The 17,544-nt window shown below is 71.0% G+C and carries 15 protein-coding genes and 2 tRNA genes; 5 read left to right on the plus strand and 12 right to left on the minus strand.

Annotated features, from left to right (window positions below):
• Positions 1-57: 57 nt before the first annotated feature.
• The 8 genes from B4V06_RS09445 to B4V06_RS09480 all read right to left on the minus strand — a co-directional run bounded on the left by B4V06_RS09445 (position 58) and on the right by B4V06_RS09480 (position 8,933).
• A tRNA-Phe gene (locus tag B4V06_RS09445) sits at positions 58-131 on the minus strand.
• A 148-nt stretch (positions 132-279) separates the two neighbouring features.
• A tRNA-Pro gene (locus tag B4V06_RS09450) sits at positions 280-350 on the minus strand.
• A gap of 92 nt (positions 351-442) precedes the next feature.
• A complete protein-coding gene (locus B4V06_RS09455) occupies positions 443-2,497 on the minus strand; it encodes a DEAD/DEAH box helicase (RefSeq protein WP_123113629.1) in 2,055 nt (684 codons plus the stop codon).
• A gap of 133 nt (positions 2,498-2,630) precedes the next feature.
• A complete protein-coding gene (locus tag B4V06_RS09460) occupies positions 2,631-3,161 on the minus strand; it encodes a 50S ribosomal protein L16 (RefSeq protein WP_123113630.1) in 531 nt (176 codons plus the stop codon).
• A 152-nt stretch (positions 3,162-3,313) separates the two neighbouring features.
• Positions 3,314-4,090, minus strand: a complete 777-nt coding sequence (gene nucS / locus B4V06_RS09465; protein ID WP_123113631.1) for an endonuclease NucS — start codon at positions 4,088-4,090, stop codon at positions 3,314-3,316.
• Positions 4,091-4,535: 445 nt separating this feature from the next.
• Complete coding sequence (locus B4V06_RS09470) at positions 4,536-5,825, minus strand: adenosylhomocysteinase (RefSeq protein ID WP_498169431.1); 1,290 nt, start codon at positions 5,823-5,825, stop codon at positions 4,536-4,538.
• A 116-nt stretch (positions 5,826-5,941) separates the two neighbouring features.
• On the minus strand, positions 5,942-7,324 hold the full coding sequence (locus B4V06_RS09475; RefSeq protein WP_498169434.1) for a DNA primase: 1,383 nt from the start codon (positions 7,322-7,324) through the stop codon (positions 5,942-5,944).
• A 274-nt stretch (positions 7,325-7,598) separates the two neighbouring features.
• The gene (locus B4V06_RS09480) at positions 7,599-8,933 is read right to left on the minus strand and encodes an amidohydrolase (protein ID WP_498169436.1); all 1,335 of its coding nucleotides are present in this window, start codon (positions 8,931-8,933) and stop codon (positions 7,599-7,601) included.
• Between the two features lie 120 nt (positions 8,934-9,053).
• On the opposite strand from B4V06_RS09480, the gene B4V06_RS09485 reads away from it, so the two are divergent.
• Together B4V06_RS09485 and B4V06_RS09490 are read left to right on the plus strand one after the other, a co-directional pair.
• The gene (locus tag B4V06_RS09485; protein WP_255212573.1) at positions 9,054-9,890 is read left to right on the plus strand and encodes a PHP domain-containing protein; all 837 of its coding nucleotides are present in this window, start codon (positions 9,054-9,056) and stop codon (positions 9,888-9,890) included.
• A gap of 23 nt (positions 9,891-9,913) precedes the next feature.
• Positions 9,914-10,255 carry a dihydroneopterin aldolase family protein gene (locus B4V06_RS09490; RefSeq protein ID WP_498169439.1) on the plus strand — a complete coding sequence of 114 codons (342 nt, stop codon included), beginning with the start codon at positions 9,914-9,916 and terminating at the stop codon, positions 10,253-10,255.
• 7 nt (positions 10,256-10,262) lie between these two features.
• Here B4V06_RS09490 and B4V06_RS09495 read toward each other — a convergent pair whose 3' ends face one another.
• The gene (locus B4V06_RS09495; protein WP_498169442.1) at positions 10,263-11,894 is read right to left on the minus strand and encodes a GTPBP1 family GTP-binding protein; all 1,632 of its coding nucleotides are present in this window, start codon (positions 11,892-11,894) and stop codon (positions 10,263-10,265) included.
• A gap of 121 nt (positions 11,895-12,015) precedes the next feature.
• On the opposite strand from B4V06_RS09495, the gene B4V06_RS09500 reads away from it, so the two are divergent.
• The gene (locus B4V06_RS09500) at positions 12,016-12,861 is read left to right on the plus strand and encodes an HFX_2341 family transcriptional regulator domain-containing protein (protein WP_123113636.1); all 846 of its coding nucleotides are present in this window, start codon (positions 12,016-12,018) and stop codon (positions 12,859-12,861) included.
• A 331-nt stretch (positions 12,862-13,192) separates the two neighbouring features.
• Here B4V06_RS09500 and B4V06_RS09505 read toward each other — a convergent pair whose 3' ends face one another.
• A complete protein-coding gene (locus B4V06_RS09505; RefSeq protein ID WP_498169445.1) occupies positions 13,193-14,203 on the minus strand; it encodes a transcription initiation factor IIB in 1,011 nt (336 codons plus the stop codon).
• A 163-nt stretch (positions 14,204-14,366) separates the two neighbouring features.
• On the opposite strand from B4V06_RS09505, the gene B4V06_RS09510 reads away from it, so the two are divergent.
• Complete coding sequence (locus B4V06_RS09510; RefSeq protein WP_498169448.1) at positions 14,367-14,891, plus strand: DUF7858 family protein; 525 nt, start codon at positions 14,367-14,369, stop codon at positions 14,889-14,891.
• Between the two features lie 45 nt (positions 14,892-14,936).
• Here the strand turns inward: B4V06_RS09510 and B4V06_RS09515 are convergent, their stop codons facing one another.
• On the minus strand, positions 14,937-15,713 hold the full coding sequence (locus tag B4V06_RS09515; RefSeq protein ID WP_123113639.1) for an AAA family ATPase: 777 nt from the start codon (positions 15,711-15,713) through the stop codon (positions 14,937-14,939).
• Positions 15,714-15,807: 94 nt separating this feature from the next.
• On the opposite strand from B4V06_RS09515, the gene B4V06_RS09520 reads away from it, so the two are divergent.
• Positions 15,808-17,025 (plus strand): MFS transporter, encoded by a 1,218-nt coding sequence (locus tag B4V06_RS09520; RefSeq protein ID WP_123113640.1) that lies wholly within the window; start codon positions 15,808-15,810, stop codon positions 17,023-17,025.
• Positions 17,026-17,101: 76 nt separating this feature from the next.
• Here B4V06_RS09520 and B4V06_RS09525 read toward each other — a convergent pair whose 3' ends face one another.
• Positions 17,102-17,533, minus strand: a complete 432-nt coding sequence (locus B4V06_RS09525; protein ID WP_123113641.1) for an HIT family protein — start codon at positions 17,531-17,533, stop codon at positions 17,102-17,104.
• Positions 17,534-17,544: the final 11 nt, after the last annotated feature.

Genomic DNA, 17,544 nt, shown 5'->3' on the forward strand with positions numbered 1-17,544 from the left:
CAAATCGACCCGGCGTCGTTTCTTCACCCGCTCGCTGTCGCTCGCGGGTTCAGAATATGCCGCCTCCCCGATTTGAACGGGGGACAGCTCGATCTTCAGTCGAGTGCTCTCCCAGTCTGAGCTAAGGCGGCTCGCACTCGGACCAACGCCGATTCGAGACAAAAGGATTTCGAAAGGCGGCAGGCGGGTCGGATCGATCGAGCTTCGAATCCGTTCCGCTCTTTGCTTCGAATCCGGCTCACAGCCGCGGTGCTCTCGGTGTCGCTCGCGCCGCGAAAGTGGGACCGCCCGGATTCGAACCGGGGTCACGGGCACCCAAGGCCCGGAGTATACCACTAACCCACGGTCCCGCGTCCATACGTACCCGCATCGGCCGGTAAAGCGTTTCGTTGCGCGGGCGGGCCGCGTTCGGTCGCAAGCTGTTCCGCGGCGACCGGCCGCCTCACTCCTCGTCGTCGCGCAGTTCCAGATCGGCGACGATCTGGTACGGGTCCGTCCCCTTCCGGACCGCGTCGAGGATGAAGAACGCCTCGTCGGGCGCGAGGAAGTGCCTCGTGACGCCGCGGCCGAGCGGCGTGGGGTCGAAGCCGTCGATGAACTCCCACTCCAGCAGCTTCCCGACTGCGTGTTTCGTCGGCACCTCGCCGATCATCCGGTCGTTCAGTCGCTTGGCCTTCTTGCCGGCGACGACGACGTTCGCCAGCGTCTCCTCGACGGCGGCCGCCTCGTCGTAGTGGGTCGCCACGTCCTCCATCTCGCCTTTTAAAAGCGTGAACGCGACCTCGTCCTCGGTGCGGTCCATGGAGTTGTGGTAGACGCCGTCGGGCTCGACGAGGAGGTAGACGCGCCCGCGGTCGTGGTAGTCGGGACGCCCGGCGCGGCCGAGCATCTGGGAGAACTCCTGGACGGAGAGCCACTCGATCCCCATCGCCAGCGAGTCGAAGATCACCTGCGAGGCGGGGAAGTCGACGCCCGCCGCGAGCGCCGCGGTGGTGACGACCGCGGAGAGGTCCTGGTTGCCGAACTGGCGTTCGACCTTCTTCCGGCGCTTGTAGTCGAGCCCGGCGTGGTACGGCGCGGAGTCGTATCGGAGCTTCCGGCTGATCTCGTGGCAGCGCCGCCGGGAGTTCGTGAAGACGATCGTCTGTCCGCGGTACCCCTTCGAGGACTTCGTGTCGAACTCCCGTTTCACGAGCTTGTCGGCGATGTCGGCCTTCTCCCGGCTGTCCGCGAAGGTGACGTGGCGCTCGATGGGGACGGGTCGCTCCTCGTACTCGATGAGCGTCGCCCGGAGCTTCTCGGCGAGCCACTCCGGGTTCCCGACCGTCGCGGAGAGGTAGACGAACTGCGTGCCGCCGTACCCCGGGTGCGTCTCCATCCGCTCCTCGCTGTAGTACTTCAGCCGAGAGATGAGGCCGTCGAGCCGGTGGCCCCGCTCGCCCTCCTTCAGCGTGTGGACCTCGTCGATGACGACGGTGCCGACGTCGCCGAGGTCCTTCCCGGTCCGGAGCGCGTGGTCGATCCCCTCGTACGTGCCGACGATCACGTCGGCGTTCGGGTCGAAGCGGTTGCCGTCGTCGTTCACCCGCGAGGAACCGACGCGGATCGAGACGTTCAGCCGGTCGCCGTAGCGGTCCTTGAAGTCCTCGTGCTTCTGGTTGGCGAGCGCGACGAGCGGCACTAAAAAGAGGAGCTTTCCCTCCCCTTTCAGCGCGCGGTCGATCCCGGTCAGCTCGCCGACGAGCGTCTTCCCCGTCGCGGTCGCGCTCACGACGAGCTGGTCGTCGCCGTCTAGGAGGCCGTTCCGCACCGAGAGGCTCTGAACCGGGAGCAGTTCCTCGAAGCGGCCCTGCAGATGCGCGGACAGGTCCGGGTGGAGGTCGAGATCCTCGGTGCGCACGGGGCTCACGTCGTCGACGTTGGCGGAGACCTCGTCGTACTTGGTGAGGTCGGGGTCGAGCCCGCCCTGCAGGAGGTTGACGATCCGGTCCAAGTCGCCGGACTCGTACAGCAGCTCCTCTAACCGCTCCTCGGCGGCGCCCGTGAACTCGCCTTTATAAGAGAGCTCCCGCTCAAGCTCTCGCCGAGCGCAGTCGCGGCAGATCAGCTCGCCGTTGTGCTCGACCGCGCTCTCGCTCGTGATCGGCCCGTAGCGGCCGTCGTTCGCGCAGCGCCGGCAGGTCCGGACGGCCATCGCCTCCAGCTGGTAGCCGTCGAGCATCGCCTCCAGCTGCTTCCGGTTCTCCGGCGTGGTCTGTTCGGAGATGCGGATCCGGTCGGCCGCGCGGGCGAGGTCGACGAACTCGTCGGGCTGGCGGGGGTGGTCCTCGCCGTCGCGGATCACGCGGAACTTCCCCGGGCGCGGGCCCGCGGAGGTCTCCTTGAGCTCGAGCCGCCCGCGGAGCACCCGGTTCCCGTCCCGGTTCGCGACGACGGTGTAGTCGCTCCGCGCCTCGTGGAGGAACAGCGTCTCGACCTCGGCCAACTGCTGTGACACTGCCGATCGGTACGCGAGGAAGGTATTTCAGGAGTTCGGCTCGCCGTGCGGCGGGTTCGCGGTGTCACGGGGACGGCGTCCGGCCGCGCGGCTCGCGGCCGTGAGAACCGCGCCTCGAAAAGGGTCGGAGCGTCTACGAGACGAGGAGCTTCTCGCCGCGGTCGACCGTGATCCGGCACGGCGGCGAGAGCTTGTTGTACGCGCGGCGGAACGCCTCCTTCACGGCGGACGCCTGCTCGACGTCGCAGTACGCGGTGAAGACGATGTCGTCCTTGTTGAGCCGCGCGGCCGTCCCGACCGGCTTGCCGAACGCCTGCCGCATCCCGTCGGAGACGCGGTCTGCCCCGGCGCCGGTCGCCTGCTTGTTCTCCCGGATGACCTGGTGGGGGAACTTGCGGAGGGTCATCTTGTAGTTGCCCTCGCCGAGCTCCTTGATCAGGTGGCGGTTCGCCGAGAGGCGCGCGCTCTCCAGCGAGCCGTGGCGGATCTGGAGCTCCTCCTCGACGCGGAGGCTGATCTGGACGGGGTAGTCGTCGGGCTCCGCGGAGAGGTCGCCCATGTTGTGCTGGGCGATCTTCGAGCCGGGAATTCCGGTGATGTACTCGCGGCGGGTGTACGACGGCTTGTCGATCGTCCGATACATAGAGGCGGGTTTGTCAGACATGGCTACTTGCCCGATGTAGCCCGCGCTGCGGCGATAAACCCTTCGATACCACGGCGTCGGCGGGTCGTCTCCCGGACGTTGGTGGCTCACTTCTCGGCCGTCGCCGAGCCGCTTCTTCGGCGGCGTTGAGCCGCTTCCCGGGCGCCAGTGGGTTACCTCTCGGGCGTCGGTTCGAGCGCGACGTGGTCGAACCCCCGGTCCGACAGCCGCTCGGCGGCCCGATCCGTGACCGAGGGGGCGACGAGGACGCCCCGGACGCGGGGGCCGTCGGTGTCGTCGCCCTCGGCGTCGCCGTCGCCCTCGCGACCGTCCGCCTCCGCCCCCAACTCCTCGCGGAACGCTCGCACGTACCGCGCGAGCTGCCCGACCGCGTCCGGCCCGACGCGCCGGCGCTTCAGCTCGACGACGACCGGGGTGCCGTCGGCGTCGACGCCGAACACGTCCATCGGGCCGGCGCTCGACGGGCGCTCGGTCTCCCGCGGCTCGAATCCCGGCTCGACGAGCTCCGGGCGTTCCAGAATCCGGGTCCGGAGGTCCTCCTCGCTGCCGTGGAGCGTGAGGTCGCGCCCGCCGGTGACCGCCATCGCGGAGAGCTGGTGGACCCGGTCGAAGCGGACGGTGAGCGTCTCGTCGGGGTTGCTTCTGGTCGAGCGCACCCGGAGCCGCCCCTCCCGGACCGCGGCGCGGTGCTCCGACCCCGGCGGCTGCCAGTTGACCGGTTGGCGCCCCTCGTCGGTGTGGACGAGAGCGGCCCCGTCGGGTTTCAACACGAGCAGCCGGTCGCCGAGGCCGAGGTCCGAGGCGGCGCGACCCTCGTAGCTGACCGTGCAGCGCCCGAAGACGCTTATCAGGTCGCCGCGCTCGAAGGCGTCCTCTAACTCCCAGAGGGCCTCGCGGTGGCTCGGGTCGTGGACGCTCGTGACTGTCACTGATACGTGTAGGGGGTTGTTGCCCAAAAAGGGCGCGAGGAAGAGGTCGATGTATGTGGTCGGGTATCCATCGCCGTTGTTGACGGTGGTAGGCTGTACGAGATCGGCCTCTCTGTCGATCGTTTATAAATTGTTGCTGCCAACGATTCGGGGAACTCCGCCAAAGCCCCAGTCGGCGAGGCGGGCGCACGCTCGCTGCGGTCCTCAGTCGGTCGCTATCGCTCCCTCCTTGCGGTCCTTGCGTCCCCTGCGCCCGCCTCGCCGACTGCCCCTTTGAGTCCTCCCCCGACCGCACGGCACCGCAGCCTCACGCCTCCCCAGCCTCATCGGCCGCCCTCCGCTTCGCTCCGGGCACCCGACTCCCTCGCACGCGCTGCTCGCGGTCGCGGGGGCGACCGCTCGCAGGCGCGCGCCATCGCACCATCTGATTATAAACGCCGCCGCGTTACGTCCCGTGCTCCCAGCTCCCCATGTACTCGCGCTGCTCGTCGGTGAGGTCGTCGTGGTCGACGCCCTCGGCGGCCAGCTTGATCTCGGCGACCTCGCGGTCGAGCTCGTCGGGGACGTCGTGAACGCCCGGCCCGTAGTCGTCGCCGCGCTCCGCGAGCTCGCGGACGACGACGGCCTGGACGCCGAAGCTCTGGTCCATCACCTCGACCGGGTGTCCAAGCGAGATGGGCGCGGCGAGGTTGACGAGCCGGCCCTCGGCGAGCACGTTCAGGACGCGGCCGTCGTCCATCTCGAACCCCTCGACGCCGTCGCGGACCTCGTAGCGGTCCACGGCGAGGTCGTCTAACTCCTCCAGGTTCACCTCGACGTCGAAGTGGCCGGCGTTGGCGAGGAGGACGCCGTCCTGCATCCGCTCGAAGTGTTCGCGAGTGATCACGTCGCGGTTGCCCGTCGTCGTGATGAACACGTCGCCCTTCTCCGCGGCCTCGGCCATCGGGAGCACCTCGTACCCCTCCATGTGGGCCTCGAGGGCCTTGCGCGGGTCGACCTCGCAGACGATGACGTTCGCGTTCTGGCCCGAGGCCTTCTTGGCGACGCCCTTCCCGCACTGGCCGTAGCCGCCGACGACGACGTTCTTGCCGGCCCACGAGAGGTTCGTCGTCATCGCGATGGTCGCGAGCGACGACTCGCCCGTGCCGTGGACGTTGTCGAACAGCTGTTTCATCGGCGTGTCGTTCACGGCGAAGACGGGATAGTTGAGTTCGCCGTCGGCGTCCATCGCGCGCAGGCGGTGGACGCCCGTGGTCGTCTCCTCGGCGCCGCCGACGATGGAGTCGATCAGCTCGGGGTACTCCTCGTGGACGAGCTTCACCATGTCCATCCCGTCGTCGACGGTGATGGTGGGGTCGTGGGCGATGCAGGCGTGCATCGCGTCGTAGTACTCGTCGTCGTCGACGCCCCGGACCGCGTAGGAGGTGATCGACTCGTGGGTGTCGAGCGCGGCCGACACGTCGTCGTGGGTCGACAGCGGGTTACACCCGGTGATCGCCACCTCGGCGCCCCCCTCGGCCAACAGTTCGACGAGGTTCGCCGTCTTCGCCTCGACGTGCATCGCCATCGCGATCGTCTCGCCGGCGAGCGGCTGCTCGTCGACGAACTCCTCGCGGAGCGCGTTCAAGATTGGCATGTGCTGGAGCGCCCAGTCCATCTTCCGGCGCCCCTCCTCCCGGGCCGTCTCGAGGTCCGAGAGGTGCTGTGACACCGGCGAATACGCGGTTTCGCTCATACCAGTCGGTTCGCTCACGGCGCACTAAACCCTGCCGACACCGGATTACGCTCAGAAAAAGCGGTTCAGTCGTCGACCGCCGCTCGCGTCACCGAACCGACCGGCGGACCGCGTCGTCAGTTACCGCCGGGGCCGCCCGCGTGGTCCGGCGGGCCGCGCTCGCCGTCGTCTTCGTCATCTTCGTCCTCCTCGTCATCTTCTTCGGCGTCATCTTCTTCCGCGTCCTCATCGTCCGCGTCATCCTCTTCTGCGTCGTCCTCTTCCGCGTCGTCCTCTTCTGCGTCGTCCTCTTCTGCGTCGTCCTCTTCCGCGTCCTCATCATCCGCGTCGTCGTCGCCGTCAGGACCGGCGTGGTCCGGCGGGCCGCGCTCGCCGTCGTCGCCGTTAGGACCGGCGTGGTCGGGCGCGTTGCCGGGGGCGTCGCTCTCGTTCTCTGCGTCAGCGTCCTCGTCGTCCGCGTCGTCCGCGTCGTCCGGGCCGCCGGGGCCGCCCGCATGGTCCGGCGCGTTACCCGGGTTGTTCTCCGTCACGAAGTCCGAGACGGCGGCGCCGATGCCGCCCTCGCGGTCCTCGAGGCTCTCGATGAACTCCCGGACCTGCAGGCCGAACGGCTGCTCCTCGTCGGCCTCCTCACCGGTCGTCAGGTCGACCGTCGTCGAGACGGTCTCGTTCTCGTACTCGGCGGTGATCTCGACGGTGACGTTCTCCTCAGCGGCCGGAAGCTCGACGGTGCCGTTCTCGTCGGTCTCGTAGTCGCCCGTGCCGGCGTACGAGGCGTTCTCGTCTGCGTCGTCGCCGAGCGCGACGACGACCGAGGCGTTCTCGACCGCGGTGTCGTTGTCGGTGACCGTGACGACGGGCTCGCCGTCGGTGTTCTCAACGTCGAGTTCGAGGCCGTCCGGCGCCTCGATATCGACCGTCTCGGTGACGCTCTCGTTCTCGTACTCGGCGGTGACGTTCACCGTCACGTCCTCCTCGGCGGCGGGGAGGTCGACGGTGCCGTTCTCGTCGGTCTCGTAGTCGCCCGTTCCGGCGTACGAGGCGTTCTCGTCGGCGGTCGTGACGTTCACGGAGGCGTTCTCGACCGCGGTGTCGTTGTCGGTGACCGTGACGACGGGCTCGCTATCGGTGTTCTCAACGCCGAGCTCGAGGCCGTCGGGCGCCTCGAGATCGACCGTCGTGGAGGCGGTGTCGTTCCCGGAGGCGACGGTCACCTCGACCGTCACGTCCTCCTCGGGGGCGGGGAGATCGACGGTGCCGTTCGCGTCCGTCTCGTACTCGCCCGCTCCCGCGTACGATTCGTTCTCCGCGTCGACGACGCTCACGACCACGGTGGCGTTCTCGACGGCGGTGCCGTTCTCGTCGGTCACATTAACGGTCGGTTCCGCGTCGTCCGTCTCGACGCTCACGTTGAGGTGACCGTCGGCGGCCGCGACGCCGGCCATCGCGCCGAGCGCGACGACCGCGACCAGCAGAACTGCTGTCGTGCGTCCTTTCATGTCCACTCGAGTCCAGCCGCCGTTACCATATAAAAAGGGAGTTCGGTTAAGCCGGTTTAATTCGGATTTTATCCGACTTAACGGCTCTCTACCGCCTGTTTCGTCGATCGGGGCGACTGCGCGGTTGATCGCCGCGAATCGGGGTCGTCTTTGCGGCGGTTCGGGTCGGCTCGCGGCTCGCGCGCGCTTCGGACGCGCTCCGGTCGCGCTTGACCCGTCGGCGGCGAGTCGGACCGATCTCCGCGGAGCGAGCCGCGTCGGCGCCGGCGCTCGTTTATAAACCGTCGCCGCCGTCGACGCGGGCGACGAGGGCGGCGGCGGCCTCGGCGGCGCGCTCCTGAACCGCGTCGGCGTCGAGCGTCAGGACCTCGCGGTCGCGCATGAGGACCTCGCCGTCACAGACCGTGTGCCGGACGTCGCTCCCGCGCGCCGCGTACGCGAGGTGGGAGACGGGGTCGTGGACGGGCGTGAGATGCGGGGCGTCGAGGTCGACGACGGCGAGGTCGGCGGCCGCGCCCGGCTCGATCCGGCCGCCGGGGAGGCCGAGGGCGTCCGCGCCCGCCGCGGTCGCCATCTCCACGACCGCCTCGGCCGGGACCGCCGCGGCGTCGTCCGCGGCGAGCTTCCCGAGCATGGCGGCGTCGCGCATCTCGTCGAAGACGTCCAGGTCGTTGTTCGAGGCCGCCCCGTCGGTGCCGAGCGCGACCGTGACGCCCGCCTCGCGGAGCCGCTGGACGGGGGCCATCCCGCTCGCGAGCTTCATGTTCGAGGCCGGGCAGTGGACGACCGCGGTCCCGGCGTCGGCGAGCCGGTCGATCTCGTCGTCGTCGAGGTGGACGCCGTGCGCGAAGAAGTCGTCCGGGCCGAGCGCGTCGATGTCGGCCGCGTACGCGATCGGGCGCTCCCCGCGCTCGTCGACGATCGGGTCGACCTCGTCGATCGTCTCGTTCGCGTGGAGGTGGACCGGGACGCCCGCCGCCCGCGCCTCGGCGACCCCCTCGCGCAGGAGCTCCTCGCCCACCGTGGTCAGCGAGTGCGGCATGAACGCGGTCCGGATCCGCCCGTCGGCGGCGCCGTCGAGCTCGCGGGCGACCGCGAGGCTCTCCTCGACGTCGGCGCGGGCGTCGGCCTCCTCTTTCCCGATCGTCACGACGCCGTGGCCGAGCCGCGCGCGCAGGCCGGCGCGGTCGACGACGTCGGCCACCCGGTCCATCGCGAAGTACATGTCCGCGAACGCGGTCGTCCCGGAGCGGATCATCTCCAGCGCGCCGAGCGCGGCGCCGGCCTCGATATCGTCGGGCGTCAGCTCGGCCTCCGCCGGCCAGATGTCTTCCCGCAGCCACGCGTCCAGCGGCTTGTCGTCGGCGTACCCGCGGAGCAGCGTCATCGCGACGTGCGTGTGCGCGTTGACGAGCCCGGGGATCACGAGCGAGCCCTCGGCGTCGAGGGTCTCGTCGGCGCTCGATGGGACGTTCTCGTCGGCGACGCCCCCCGTCTCGTCGCCCACCGCGAGGACCGTCCCCCCGTCGCGGTCGACCGTCACGTCCGACTCGGTCACGGCGCCGTCCGGACGGAGCACCCGGCCGCCCGTCACGCGAAGCGTGTTCATACGGACCCATCCCGGCCCCCGAACCAAACGGCTTCGGTTCGAGTGCGACGGGGGAGCGCGCCGCTCGTCGTCTCCCGCGCCCGCGACGGGCTTAGGCCGCTCCGGCCCCTCCGTGTACGCGTGACCGCCGACGTCCACGCGCACACGTCCTACTCCGACGGCTCCGGGATCCCGCTCATGGTCGACGCCGCCGAGGCGGCGGGGCTCGACGCCGTCGGCTTCGCCGACCACTGCAGCCTGAGCGAGGCGTGGCGCGACGAGCGGCTGCTGTGGAACCGCAACTTCGACCGCACGCACGAGCGGCGCCGCGAGGCGCTCGCGCTCGCCGCCGACCGCACCGACCTGACGCTCTACGACGCGGTCGAGATGGACTACGAGCCCGGGCTGGAGCCCGCGATCGAGGCGTTCCTCGACGACGCCGACTTCGACTACGCGCTGGGGAGCGTCCACTACGTCGCCGGGAAGCAGGTGTTCCCGTTCGAGTCGTTCGCCGACGCGAGCGACGCCGAGCGCCGCGCGTTCGTCGACGACTACTACGACGCGGTTGTCTCGCTCGTCGAATCGGAGCTGTTCGACGTGCTCGCGCACGTCGACCTCGTGGAGAATCACCCCGCGCTCCGCGGGCTCACGACCGACGCCCACCGCGAGCGGGTGGCGGCCGCCTGCGCCGACTCCCGGACGGTCCCGGAGATCAACGCCGGCCGGGCCGGCGATCGCGGCGAGTTCGACCTCTTCCACCCGACCGAGCCGTTCCTGGAGGCGTTCCGCGAGCGAGGCGTCCGGTTCGTCGTCGGCACCGACTCGCACGACCCCGAGGACTTCGGCGACAGGGCGCCCCGGCTGGAGCGGTACCTCGCCGAGGCGGGGATCGAACCGCTCCCCGTCGAGGCGGTCCTCGGCGACTCCGACGGCGGCTTCCCGCCCGCCGCGGAGTCGGGACCCTCCGAAGCCCCTTAGGCCGCCCCCGTCGGAGTGCCGGCATGGCAACCGACGCCCAGCAGGCGTGTTTCGAGGCCGGCATCAAGTTCGGCTCGCTGTACCACCAGTTCGCGGGGACGCCCGTCAGCCCGTCGAGCACGCGAAGTCTCGAAGCCGCGATGGCGGAGTCGATAGAGAACCAGCCGTTCTGCGAGTCGGTGACCGTTGACATCCACGACGACCGCGTCGCCGACGCGATCGACCACGAGAACGGGTACACGGAGCTCACCGGCTCGCTGATGGACGTCGAGATGCGGATCGAACGCGAGGGCGTGACGGTCCGCACGCGGATGACGATGACCGACGGCTACCCGCTGATGGAGCTCGTGTCGGTCGAGGACTGAACCGCGTTCACTCCGCCGAGTCCACGTCGCGGATCGTCCCCACGCCCTTGCTCGACCCCTCCCGGAAAACGAACCGCTGGCCCTCCTCGACGAGATACGGGCGGAACTTGAACCGGACCCGCGTCCGGCCGGTGTCGCCGGGGAGGAGCCGCCCGCCCTCGGGCGCGAAGACGGCCGCCTCGGAGACGGTCTCCACGTGGACGACCGGCTCGTACCCCTCTCGGATCCGCGTCGGGTGGTTCAGCACCATCACCTCGGCCTCGAACTCGCGGACCGGATCGGGGTCGCTCTCGCGGGGCACCAGGGCCATCCCCCGCTCGATCTCCGCCTCGTCGACGCCCTTCAGCGCGATGCCGACGATCCGGCCGGCAGTCGCCTTGTCGACCCGGTGGTAGTGCATCTCGATCGACCTGACCTCCACCTCGCGGAAGGAGCCGTCGGCCATCGGGCCGAGGAGGAGCTCGTCGCCGGCCTCGACGGTGCCGGAGTTGACGGTGCCGGAGGCGACCGCACCGACGCCGGTCACCTTGTAGCTCCGGTCGACGTACATCCGGAACTCCGCGCGCTCCGGGGTCGCCCGCTTCGGGAGCGTCTCGAACAGCCGGTCGAGGGTCCCGAGCCCCTCCTTCGTCACCGCGCTGGTGCGGAGCAGCGGGACGACGCCGTCGCCGACCTCCGCGACCGCCGCGTCGATCCCGTGGCGGTCGACGAGGAGGGGCGTCTCGCCGACGTCCCGGAGCATCGACTCGACCTCGCGCTCCACGTCGGCGAGCCGCTCGTCGCTCACGGCGTCGGCCTTCGTGATCGCGACGATGGTCGGGAGCTCGGTCGCCAGCAGGATGCCGAGGTGTTCTCGGGTCGTCTTCGTCGGGCCGTCGTCGGCGGCGACGACTAAGAGCCCGTAGTCGAGCTTCTGGCCGACCAGCCCGCGGATCGTCGTCCGGAGCCACGGCTCGTGGCCGACCGTGTCGACGAACGAGACCAGCCGGTCGGCCTCCTCGACGATCCGCGCACGGTCGGACTTGCGGTGCGGGTTGTCCATCCGGACCGGCTCCTCGCCGCCGTCCTCGAACCCGTAGACGGCGTACGACAGGTCGGCGGAGAGCCCCCGCTCGACCTCGTGGGGCTGGACGTCGAGGAAGCCGCGGGTGCCCCCCTGCCCGTCGTCGGCCCGGCCGGTGACGAGGGTGCCGACGAGCGTCGACTTCCCGTGGTCGACGTGGCCGGCCGTCCCGATCACGAGGTGGTCGTCGTCCGTCTCGAACATCCCGCCGTCGCGGAGGGTGGCGAGGCCGACGAGCCCGGCGTCCGTTCCGTTCCCGTCCGCGCCGGCGCTCCACGTCTCCACGTCGGCGATGTGGGCGTCCGCCTCGTCGGCGAGAAGCGAGAGCACGTCCATCGTCTCGGAGAAGGCCTCGGGCGCGATCCCGGCCAGCCCGCCGTCGTCGGTGACGCCGATGACGTAGGTCGCTTCGCCGTCGCCGGAGAGCACCCGGTGGCGGAGCTGCGCCACGAGCGACTCCATCCGGCCCTCCGCCAAGTGAACCTCGCGCGTCAGTCGCTCCTTGAACTCGATCGCGCCGCCGTCGCGCTCGCCGCGCTCGATGGCCCGCCGCAACGCGGACCGGTCAGCGCTCATACCCGCTCGTAGGCGACAGCCGGGCTTAACGGTTTTCGTGCGATCCGTCCCCACGTACCGTGGCGTTCGGACCGCCTCCGCGCGACGCACTTTTTAACCGACGGCCGCGGAGAACGGTGGTATGGACACGACGGTTCCCCGCGTTTCCGAACGGCGCGTCCACGTCGCGCCGCTCGGCCACGAGCGCGACCGCATCGTCGAGCCCCTCCGCAGATACGGCGCCGACGTGGTCTACCTGCTGGCCGACGCGCCCGCCCGCGACGCCGCTCGAGGCACCGTCGACTTCGAGGCGGCCGCCGCGGGCCCGGACGGCAGCCGGGTCGAGGTCGACGGGCTCACCGACTACCAGCGCGACGCGTGGGCGGCGGCCGCCGAGTTCGCCTCGGTGCGAGCGCTTCCGGTCGAGCTCGCCGACGTGTACGACGTGCTCGGCGTCACGACGACGATCGCCGCGAAACACGGCGCCGGCGAGCCCGCCGGCGACAGGCTGTTCGCCAACGTCTCGACCGGACCGCGGATCGCCGCGGTCGGCGTCGCCATCGCGTGCATGATCGTCGGCGCGCGCCCGTACAGCGTCGAGCCGGAGACGCACCGCCACGACGTGCGCGAGGAGCCGCTCACGGCGGGCGTCGCGGAGACGGTCGACCTCCCGATCTATCCCATGGACGCGCCGACGACCGATCAGGTCGCGGTCCTCGGCAGGCTCCACGAACGCGACGACGACCACCTGACGACGGACAAGTGGAACCTGATCGAATGGGCACGCGAGCGCGACCTGTCGTTCCTCCGGAAGGCCGGCGAGAGCCGGACCGCGAAGTACCGCGCGCTGGAGACGCACGTCCTCGATCCGCTCTTGGACCGTGGCTACGTCGAACTGGAGGACGTCGGGCGCTCGGACACTGTCAGGCTCACCGAGACCGGTCGCCGCGTCTTCTTCGCATTCCAGCACAAGCTCGGCGGGGAGTGAGGACTCCGGAGCGTGCGGCCGACGCCGAACGGTTCGTTCGTCGTGCGCGGATTGTTCGGTTTATCCGGATGATACACGGCTAACGTAGAACGTTCCCCAACCCCTCGATCCGAACGCGTGACGCCCCGTCGGCCGGGCGCGACGCCCTCCGCCCGCCGATCACCCCCTCCTACGCCGAGGGCCGGTCCCCTGCCGCCGGCCCGCCGCTGTCGGTCCGCCCCCGCCGCGGGCTCCGACCCGCGGTATCCCCCGCTGACGCCGTTGCGGCCGTCCGGCGGGACGTCACGGACGGCGGTTTCACCGTCGTTTTCCGGGCTCCTTCGCTCCCGACTCACTCCTCGGTCAGGTCCACGTACGTCCGCCGAACAGTTACGGGCGTCACGTCGGCGACGTCGGCGGCTTCCTGCTGCGTGCAGTCGGCGCCCAGCTCGCGGGCCGCGGTGTACAGGCAGGCGGCGGCGACGCCGACCGGGTTGCGGCCGTTCGCGATCCCCTCGCTCACGGCGCGCTCCGCGAGTTCGCCCGCCCGGCGCTCCACGTCGGCCGCACAGCCGAGGTCGCTCGCGAACCGCGGGAGGTACTCCGCCGGACCGGTCGGGCCGATCGGAAGCCCGAGCTCGCGGTTCATCGCGTCGAAGGCGGCCCGGTGCTCGTCCTCCGTCGCCTTCGCCTCGCCGCAGACCTCCCCGACGGTCCGGGCGACGTCGGCGGTGCGGCAGGCGACGTAGACGCAGGCGGCAGCGAACCCCTCCAGCGACCGACCGCGCAGCAGGCTCTCGTCCTGCGCGGAGTCGAACAGCGCGCAGGCCGTGTCACGGACGCTGTCGGGGAGTTCCAACACGCCGGTCAGCCGCCGGATCTCGGTGTAGGCGTACACCTTGTTGCGGTCGCGCTTCGTCGAGATCTGCGCGCGGTTGTGCTGGGTCCGCATCCGCGCGAGCCGCCGGCGCTTGCGCCCCTTCACGCGGGTCGACCGGCCGATCTCCGTCGAGAGGCCCCTGTCGTGCCGGGAGCGCGTCAGCGGCGCGCCGGTGCGCTTCGGGTTCGCGTCGTCGTCGTCGAACGACCGCCACTCCGGGCCGTGGTCGATCCGGTCGGCCTCGACGACGAGCCCACAGTCGGCGCAGACGCGCTCGGCGGCGTCGACGCGGGTCCGACCGCCGCACTCGGGACACTCGTCGACGGCGGTCGTCTCGCCCGTGTCCGTCGTCGTCTCCTCTCCCGCTGCAGTCGCGGTCGCCTCGCTCTCGGCGGTCGACTCTCCGTCGGCGGTCGCCTCCTCGACGCGGTCGGTCGTCTCGGTGCGGTGCGAACGGACACGGGTAGAGCGTGCTCGGCTCATCACACGTCGAACTCGGGCCCGATACCTTACTTAAACCCGGGAGAATTCGAGGGTGATCGCCCGGATCGACGCGCTCGAACCGACCGGTTACCGGTCGGTGACTGCGCCGCTCACTCCGTCGCAGTACGGTGGTTTTAACTCGCAGAGGGAGCCATCGGTTCGCATGACGCTGTCGGAGATCGCGGACGGGCTGGAGGTGACCGCGAGCCAGCGCGATCGCGGAGTCGCCGTCGCCGACGACACGGAGACGCCGCTCGTCGACCGCCTCGCGGCGCACGCGGACGACCTCCCCTGTACCCCGGCCGCGACCGCGACGCTGGTCGACGCGTACACGGCCGGGCGGAGCGTCGGCGACGCCGCCCGCGAGGCCGGCGTGACCCCGATGACGGGCGCGAAGGCGCTGCACCGCTGCGGCGTCGAGGGCGTCTGTCCGCTCGCGCCGAGCCGGCGGAGCGTCGTCCGCGACTGGCTCGACGGGAAGATTGCGCGCAGCGAGGCGGTGGCGCTCACCGGGGGCGACGAGGCGGACTTCGCGCTGGCGACGTACGTCGAGACCCACGACCCGGTCCCCGCGGTCGCCGACGCCGTCGCCGCGCACGTCGCGGGCTCCGCGCCGCTCGGCGACGGCCTCCGCGGCGACGGCGACGCCCTCGGCGGCGCGCTGGGGTCGCCCGACGGCCTGCGCTGAAAACCCGCTCGACCGCATTCACTCTTACCGCCCGGTTCGACCGGCTCAGGATCGGATCCGCTCGACCAGCCCCGGCTCCTCGAACTCGATCCCGAGCGCCGCGTCGAACGCGCGCTCGTACGTCTCCGCCAGCGCCGCGACGTATTCGCCGGTCCCCGTCGCCGCCTCGGGAGCGCTCTCGACCGCGGGGTCGACGGGCGGAAGCCGAGTGTCGGCGTTCTCCCCGATATCGCTCTCGGCGTCTGACCCTCCCGCGCGAGCCACCGCGATCGTCCCGTCGACGCTCCCGCCGACGTCGGCCACTCGGCCGCGGAGCCGCTGGAGCGCGTCGCGGCCGTGCGCCGTCGCAGGGGTCACCGCTTCGACGCGATCGGCGGCCGTGACCGCGGCGACCGCCTCGTTCGATCCGACGGGGGCGGCGTCGACGACCACGGCGTCGTAGGCGGTCGCCGCCTCGTCGATCCGTCGCTCCAGTTTCCGCGCGGCCTCTGCCGTCTTCGCGCGGGCCGCGCGCTCGAACGGCGCGCGGGCCGGGAGCAGGTCGACGCGTCCCGGGAGGTCCGGGTCGCCGTCGCTCGACTCGGCGTCGATCGGGTACGCCGCCGCCGACAGCGACGCGCCGGTCTCGTCGGTGACGAGCGCCGTGATGTCGGCGTCTATCCGCCCCGAGACGTACTCGGAGAGCCCTTGCGTCGTGAACGCGGCGTCGACCACGGCGGCGTCGCGGCCGTCGCGCGCCCCCAGCGCGGCCAGTTCGACGGCGGTCCGCGTCGTCCCCGCGCCACCGGTCGCTCCGACGAGCGCGAGCGTTCGAGTGTGCATGGCTCCGCTCGCTTGGGTCGATTGTTAAGCGCCGCGGATCGCCGCTGCCCCGACACAACGTTTATATCATATTTATTAATAAGGGTACTGACACATGGCCGCTATCGCAGACGGGAAGTGGCGCGCGCTCGTGCTCGTCGGCGTCGCGGAGCTGTTCGCGATGACGCTCTGGTTCAGCGGGACGGCCGTCGGACCGGAACTGGCCGCGGCGTGGGAGCTCTCCGCCGCCGAGACGGCTTGGCTGACCAACGCGGTCCAGCTCGGTTTCGTGGTCGGGGCCCTCGCGTCGGCGTCGCTGACGATCGCCGACGTCGTCCCGCCGCGGTACCTGTTCGCCGGCTCCGCCCTGCTCGGCGCGGCGGGGACGGCGGCCATCGCGGCGGTCGTCGCCAGCGGCCCGCCCGCGATCGCCCTGCGATTCCTGACCGGCGTCGCGCTCGCGGGGGTGTACCCCACCGGGATGAAGATGATGGCGTCGTGGTTCGACGCGGGGCGAGGGCTCGCCATCGGCGTTCTGGTCGGCGCGCTGACGGTCGGGTCGGCCTCGCCGCATCTCCTTCGTGCGGTCGGCGGGATCGGTCGCCCCGACGCGGTCCTCTACGGTACGGCCGCGCTGGCGACGCTCGGTGGAGCGCTCGTCCTCGCGTACGAGGACGGCCCGCACCAGCCGGAGACGGCGCCGTTCGACCCCGGCGCGATCCGGCGGATCGTCACCGACCGCGGCGTCGTCCTCGCGAACGCCGGCTACTTCGGTCACATGTGGGAGCTGTACGCGGTCTGGACGTGGGTCCCCGTCTACATCGCCGCGAGCTTCGAGGCCGGCGGGGTGGTCGACGCCGACAGCCGCGCCGCGCTGCTGGCGTTCGCGACCATCGCCGTCGGCGGCGTCGGCGCGTGGCTGGCCGGATCCGCGGCCGACCGGTGGGGCCGGTCCGCCGTCACCAGCCTGTCCATGGCCGTCTCGGGGAGCGCCTGTCTGCTCGCGGGCGTCGTCTTCGGCTCGTCGCCGCTCGTGGTCGTTCCCTTCGTCCTCGTCTGGGGATTCTTCATCGTGGCCGACTCGGCGCAGTTCTCCGCCGCCGTCTCCGAGCTCGCCGACGAGAGCTACGTCGGCTCCGCGCTGACCCTGCAGACCGCCGTCGGCTTCCTCATCACCATCGCCTCGATCCAGCTGGTCCCCCTCGTGCGGGACGCCGCCGGTTGGCAGTGGGCCTTCGCCCCGCTCGTCGTCGGTCCGCTCGTGGGCACCGGCGCGATGCTGTGGCTCCGCACCCTCCCGGAGGCCGACCGGCTCGCCGGGGGACGGGGGTGACGGTCGGCGGGCGTTCGACCGCCGGTCGGTGTCCCGAGGCGACGGCGGACCGATCGATGTCCCTCGGGCCAGCCGCTCAGCCGTCGATCGCGGCGGTCACGTCCTCGGCGACGGCGTCCAGCTCGTCGTCGGAGAGGCCGGGTCGCTCGCCGCCGACCGCGTGGAGGGGCGCGCCGCCGTCGCCCTCGAACCGCGGGATGATGTGGACGTGAACGTGAGGGACTTCCTGGCCGGCCGCCTCGCCGTCGTTGATCCCGACGTTGGCGCCGTCGGCGTCGACCGCGGCCTGCACCCGCGGGGTGAGCTCGGTCACCGTCGCGAACAGCTCGCTCGCGAGGTCGTCGTCGAGATCGCCGACGTGCCGCGCGTGCGATTTCGGGATCACGAGCGTGTGGCCGCGCGCGAGCGGGTTGGCGTCGAGGAACGCCAGCACGTCGTCGGTCTCGTGGACGGTCCGCGCCGGGATGTCGCCGGCGACGATCGAACAGAAGATGCAGTCGTCGGACATACTCGAGGGGT

This window comes from Halorubrum sp. B53 (assembly GCF_059752395.1).

Coding starts and splice junctions, on each gene's coding strand:
- B4V06_RS09480 (WP_498169436.1), bottom strand. CDS start 8,933: ATGAACACGCTTCGCGTGACGGGCGGCCGGGTGCTCCGTCCGGACGGC.
- B4V06_RS09525 (WP_123113641.1), bottom strand. CDS start 17,533: ATGTCCGACGACTGCATCTTCTGTTCGATCGTCGCCGGCGACATCCCG.
- B4V06_RS09475 (WP_498169434.1), bottom strand. CDS start 7,324: ATGAAAGGACGCACGACAGCAGTTCTGCTGGTCGCGGTCGTCGCGCTC.
- B4V06_RS09495 (WP_498169442.1), bottom strand. CDS start 11,894: ATGAGCGCTGACCGGTCCGCGTTGCGGCGGGCCATCGAGCGCGGCGAG.
- B4V06_RS09500 (WP_123113636.1), top strand. CDS start 12,016: ATGGACACGACGGTTCCCCGCGTTTCCGAACGGCGCGTCCACGTCGCG.
- B4V06_RS09515 (WP_123113639.1), bottom strand. CDS start 15,713: ATGCACACTCGAACGCTCGCGCTCGTCGGAGCGACCGGTGGCGCGGGG.
- B4V06_RS09520 (WP_123113640.1), top strand. CDS start 15,808: ATGGCCGCTATCGCAGACGGGAAGTGGCGCGCGCTCGTGCTCGTCGGC.
- B4V06_RS09490 (WP_498169439.1), top strand. CDS start 9,914: ATGGCAACCGACGCCCAGCAGGCGTGTTTCGAGGCCGGCATCAAGTTC.
- B4V06_RS09505 (WP_498169445.1), bottom strand. CDS start 14,203: ATGAGCCGAGCACGCTCTACCCGTGTCCGTTCGCACCGCACCGAGACG.
- B4V06_RS09470 (WP_498169431.1), bottom strand. CDS start 5,825: ATGAGCGAAACCGCGTATTCGCCGGTGTCACAGCACCTCTCGGACCTC.
- B4V06_RS09460 (WP_123113630.1), bottom strand. CDS start 3,161: ATGTCTGACAAACCCGCCTCTATGTATCGGACGATCGACAAGCCGTCG.
- B4V06_RS09510 (WP_498169448.1), top strand. CDS start 14,367: ATGACGCTGTCGGAGATCGCGGACGGGCTGGAGGTGACCGCGAGCCAG.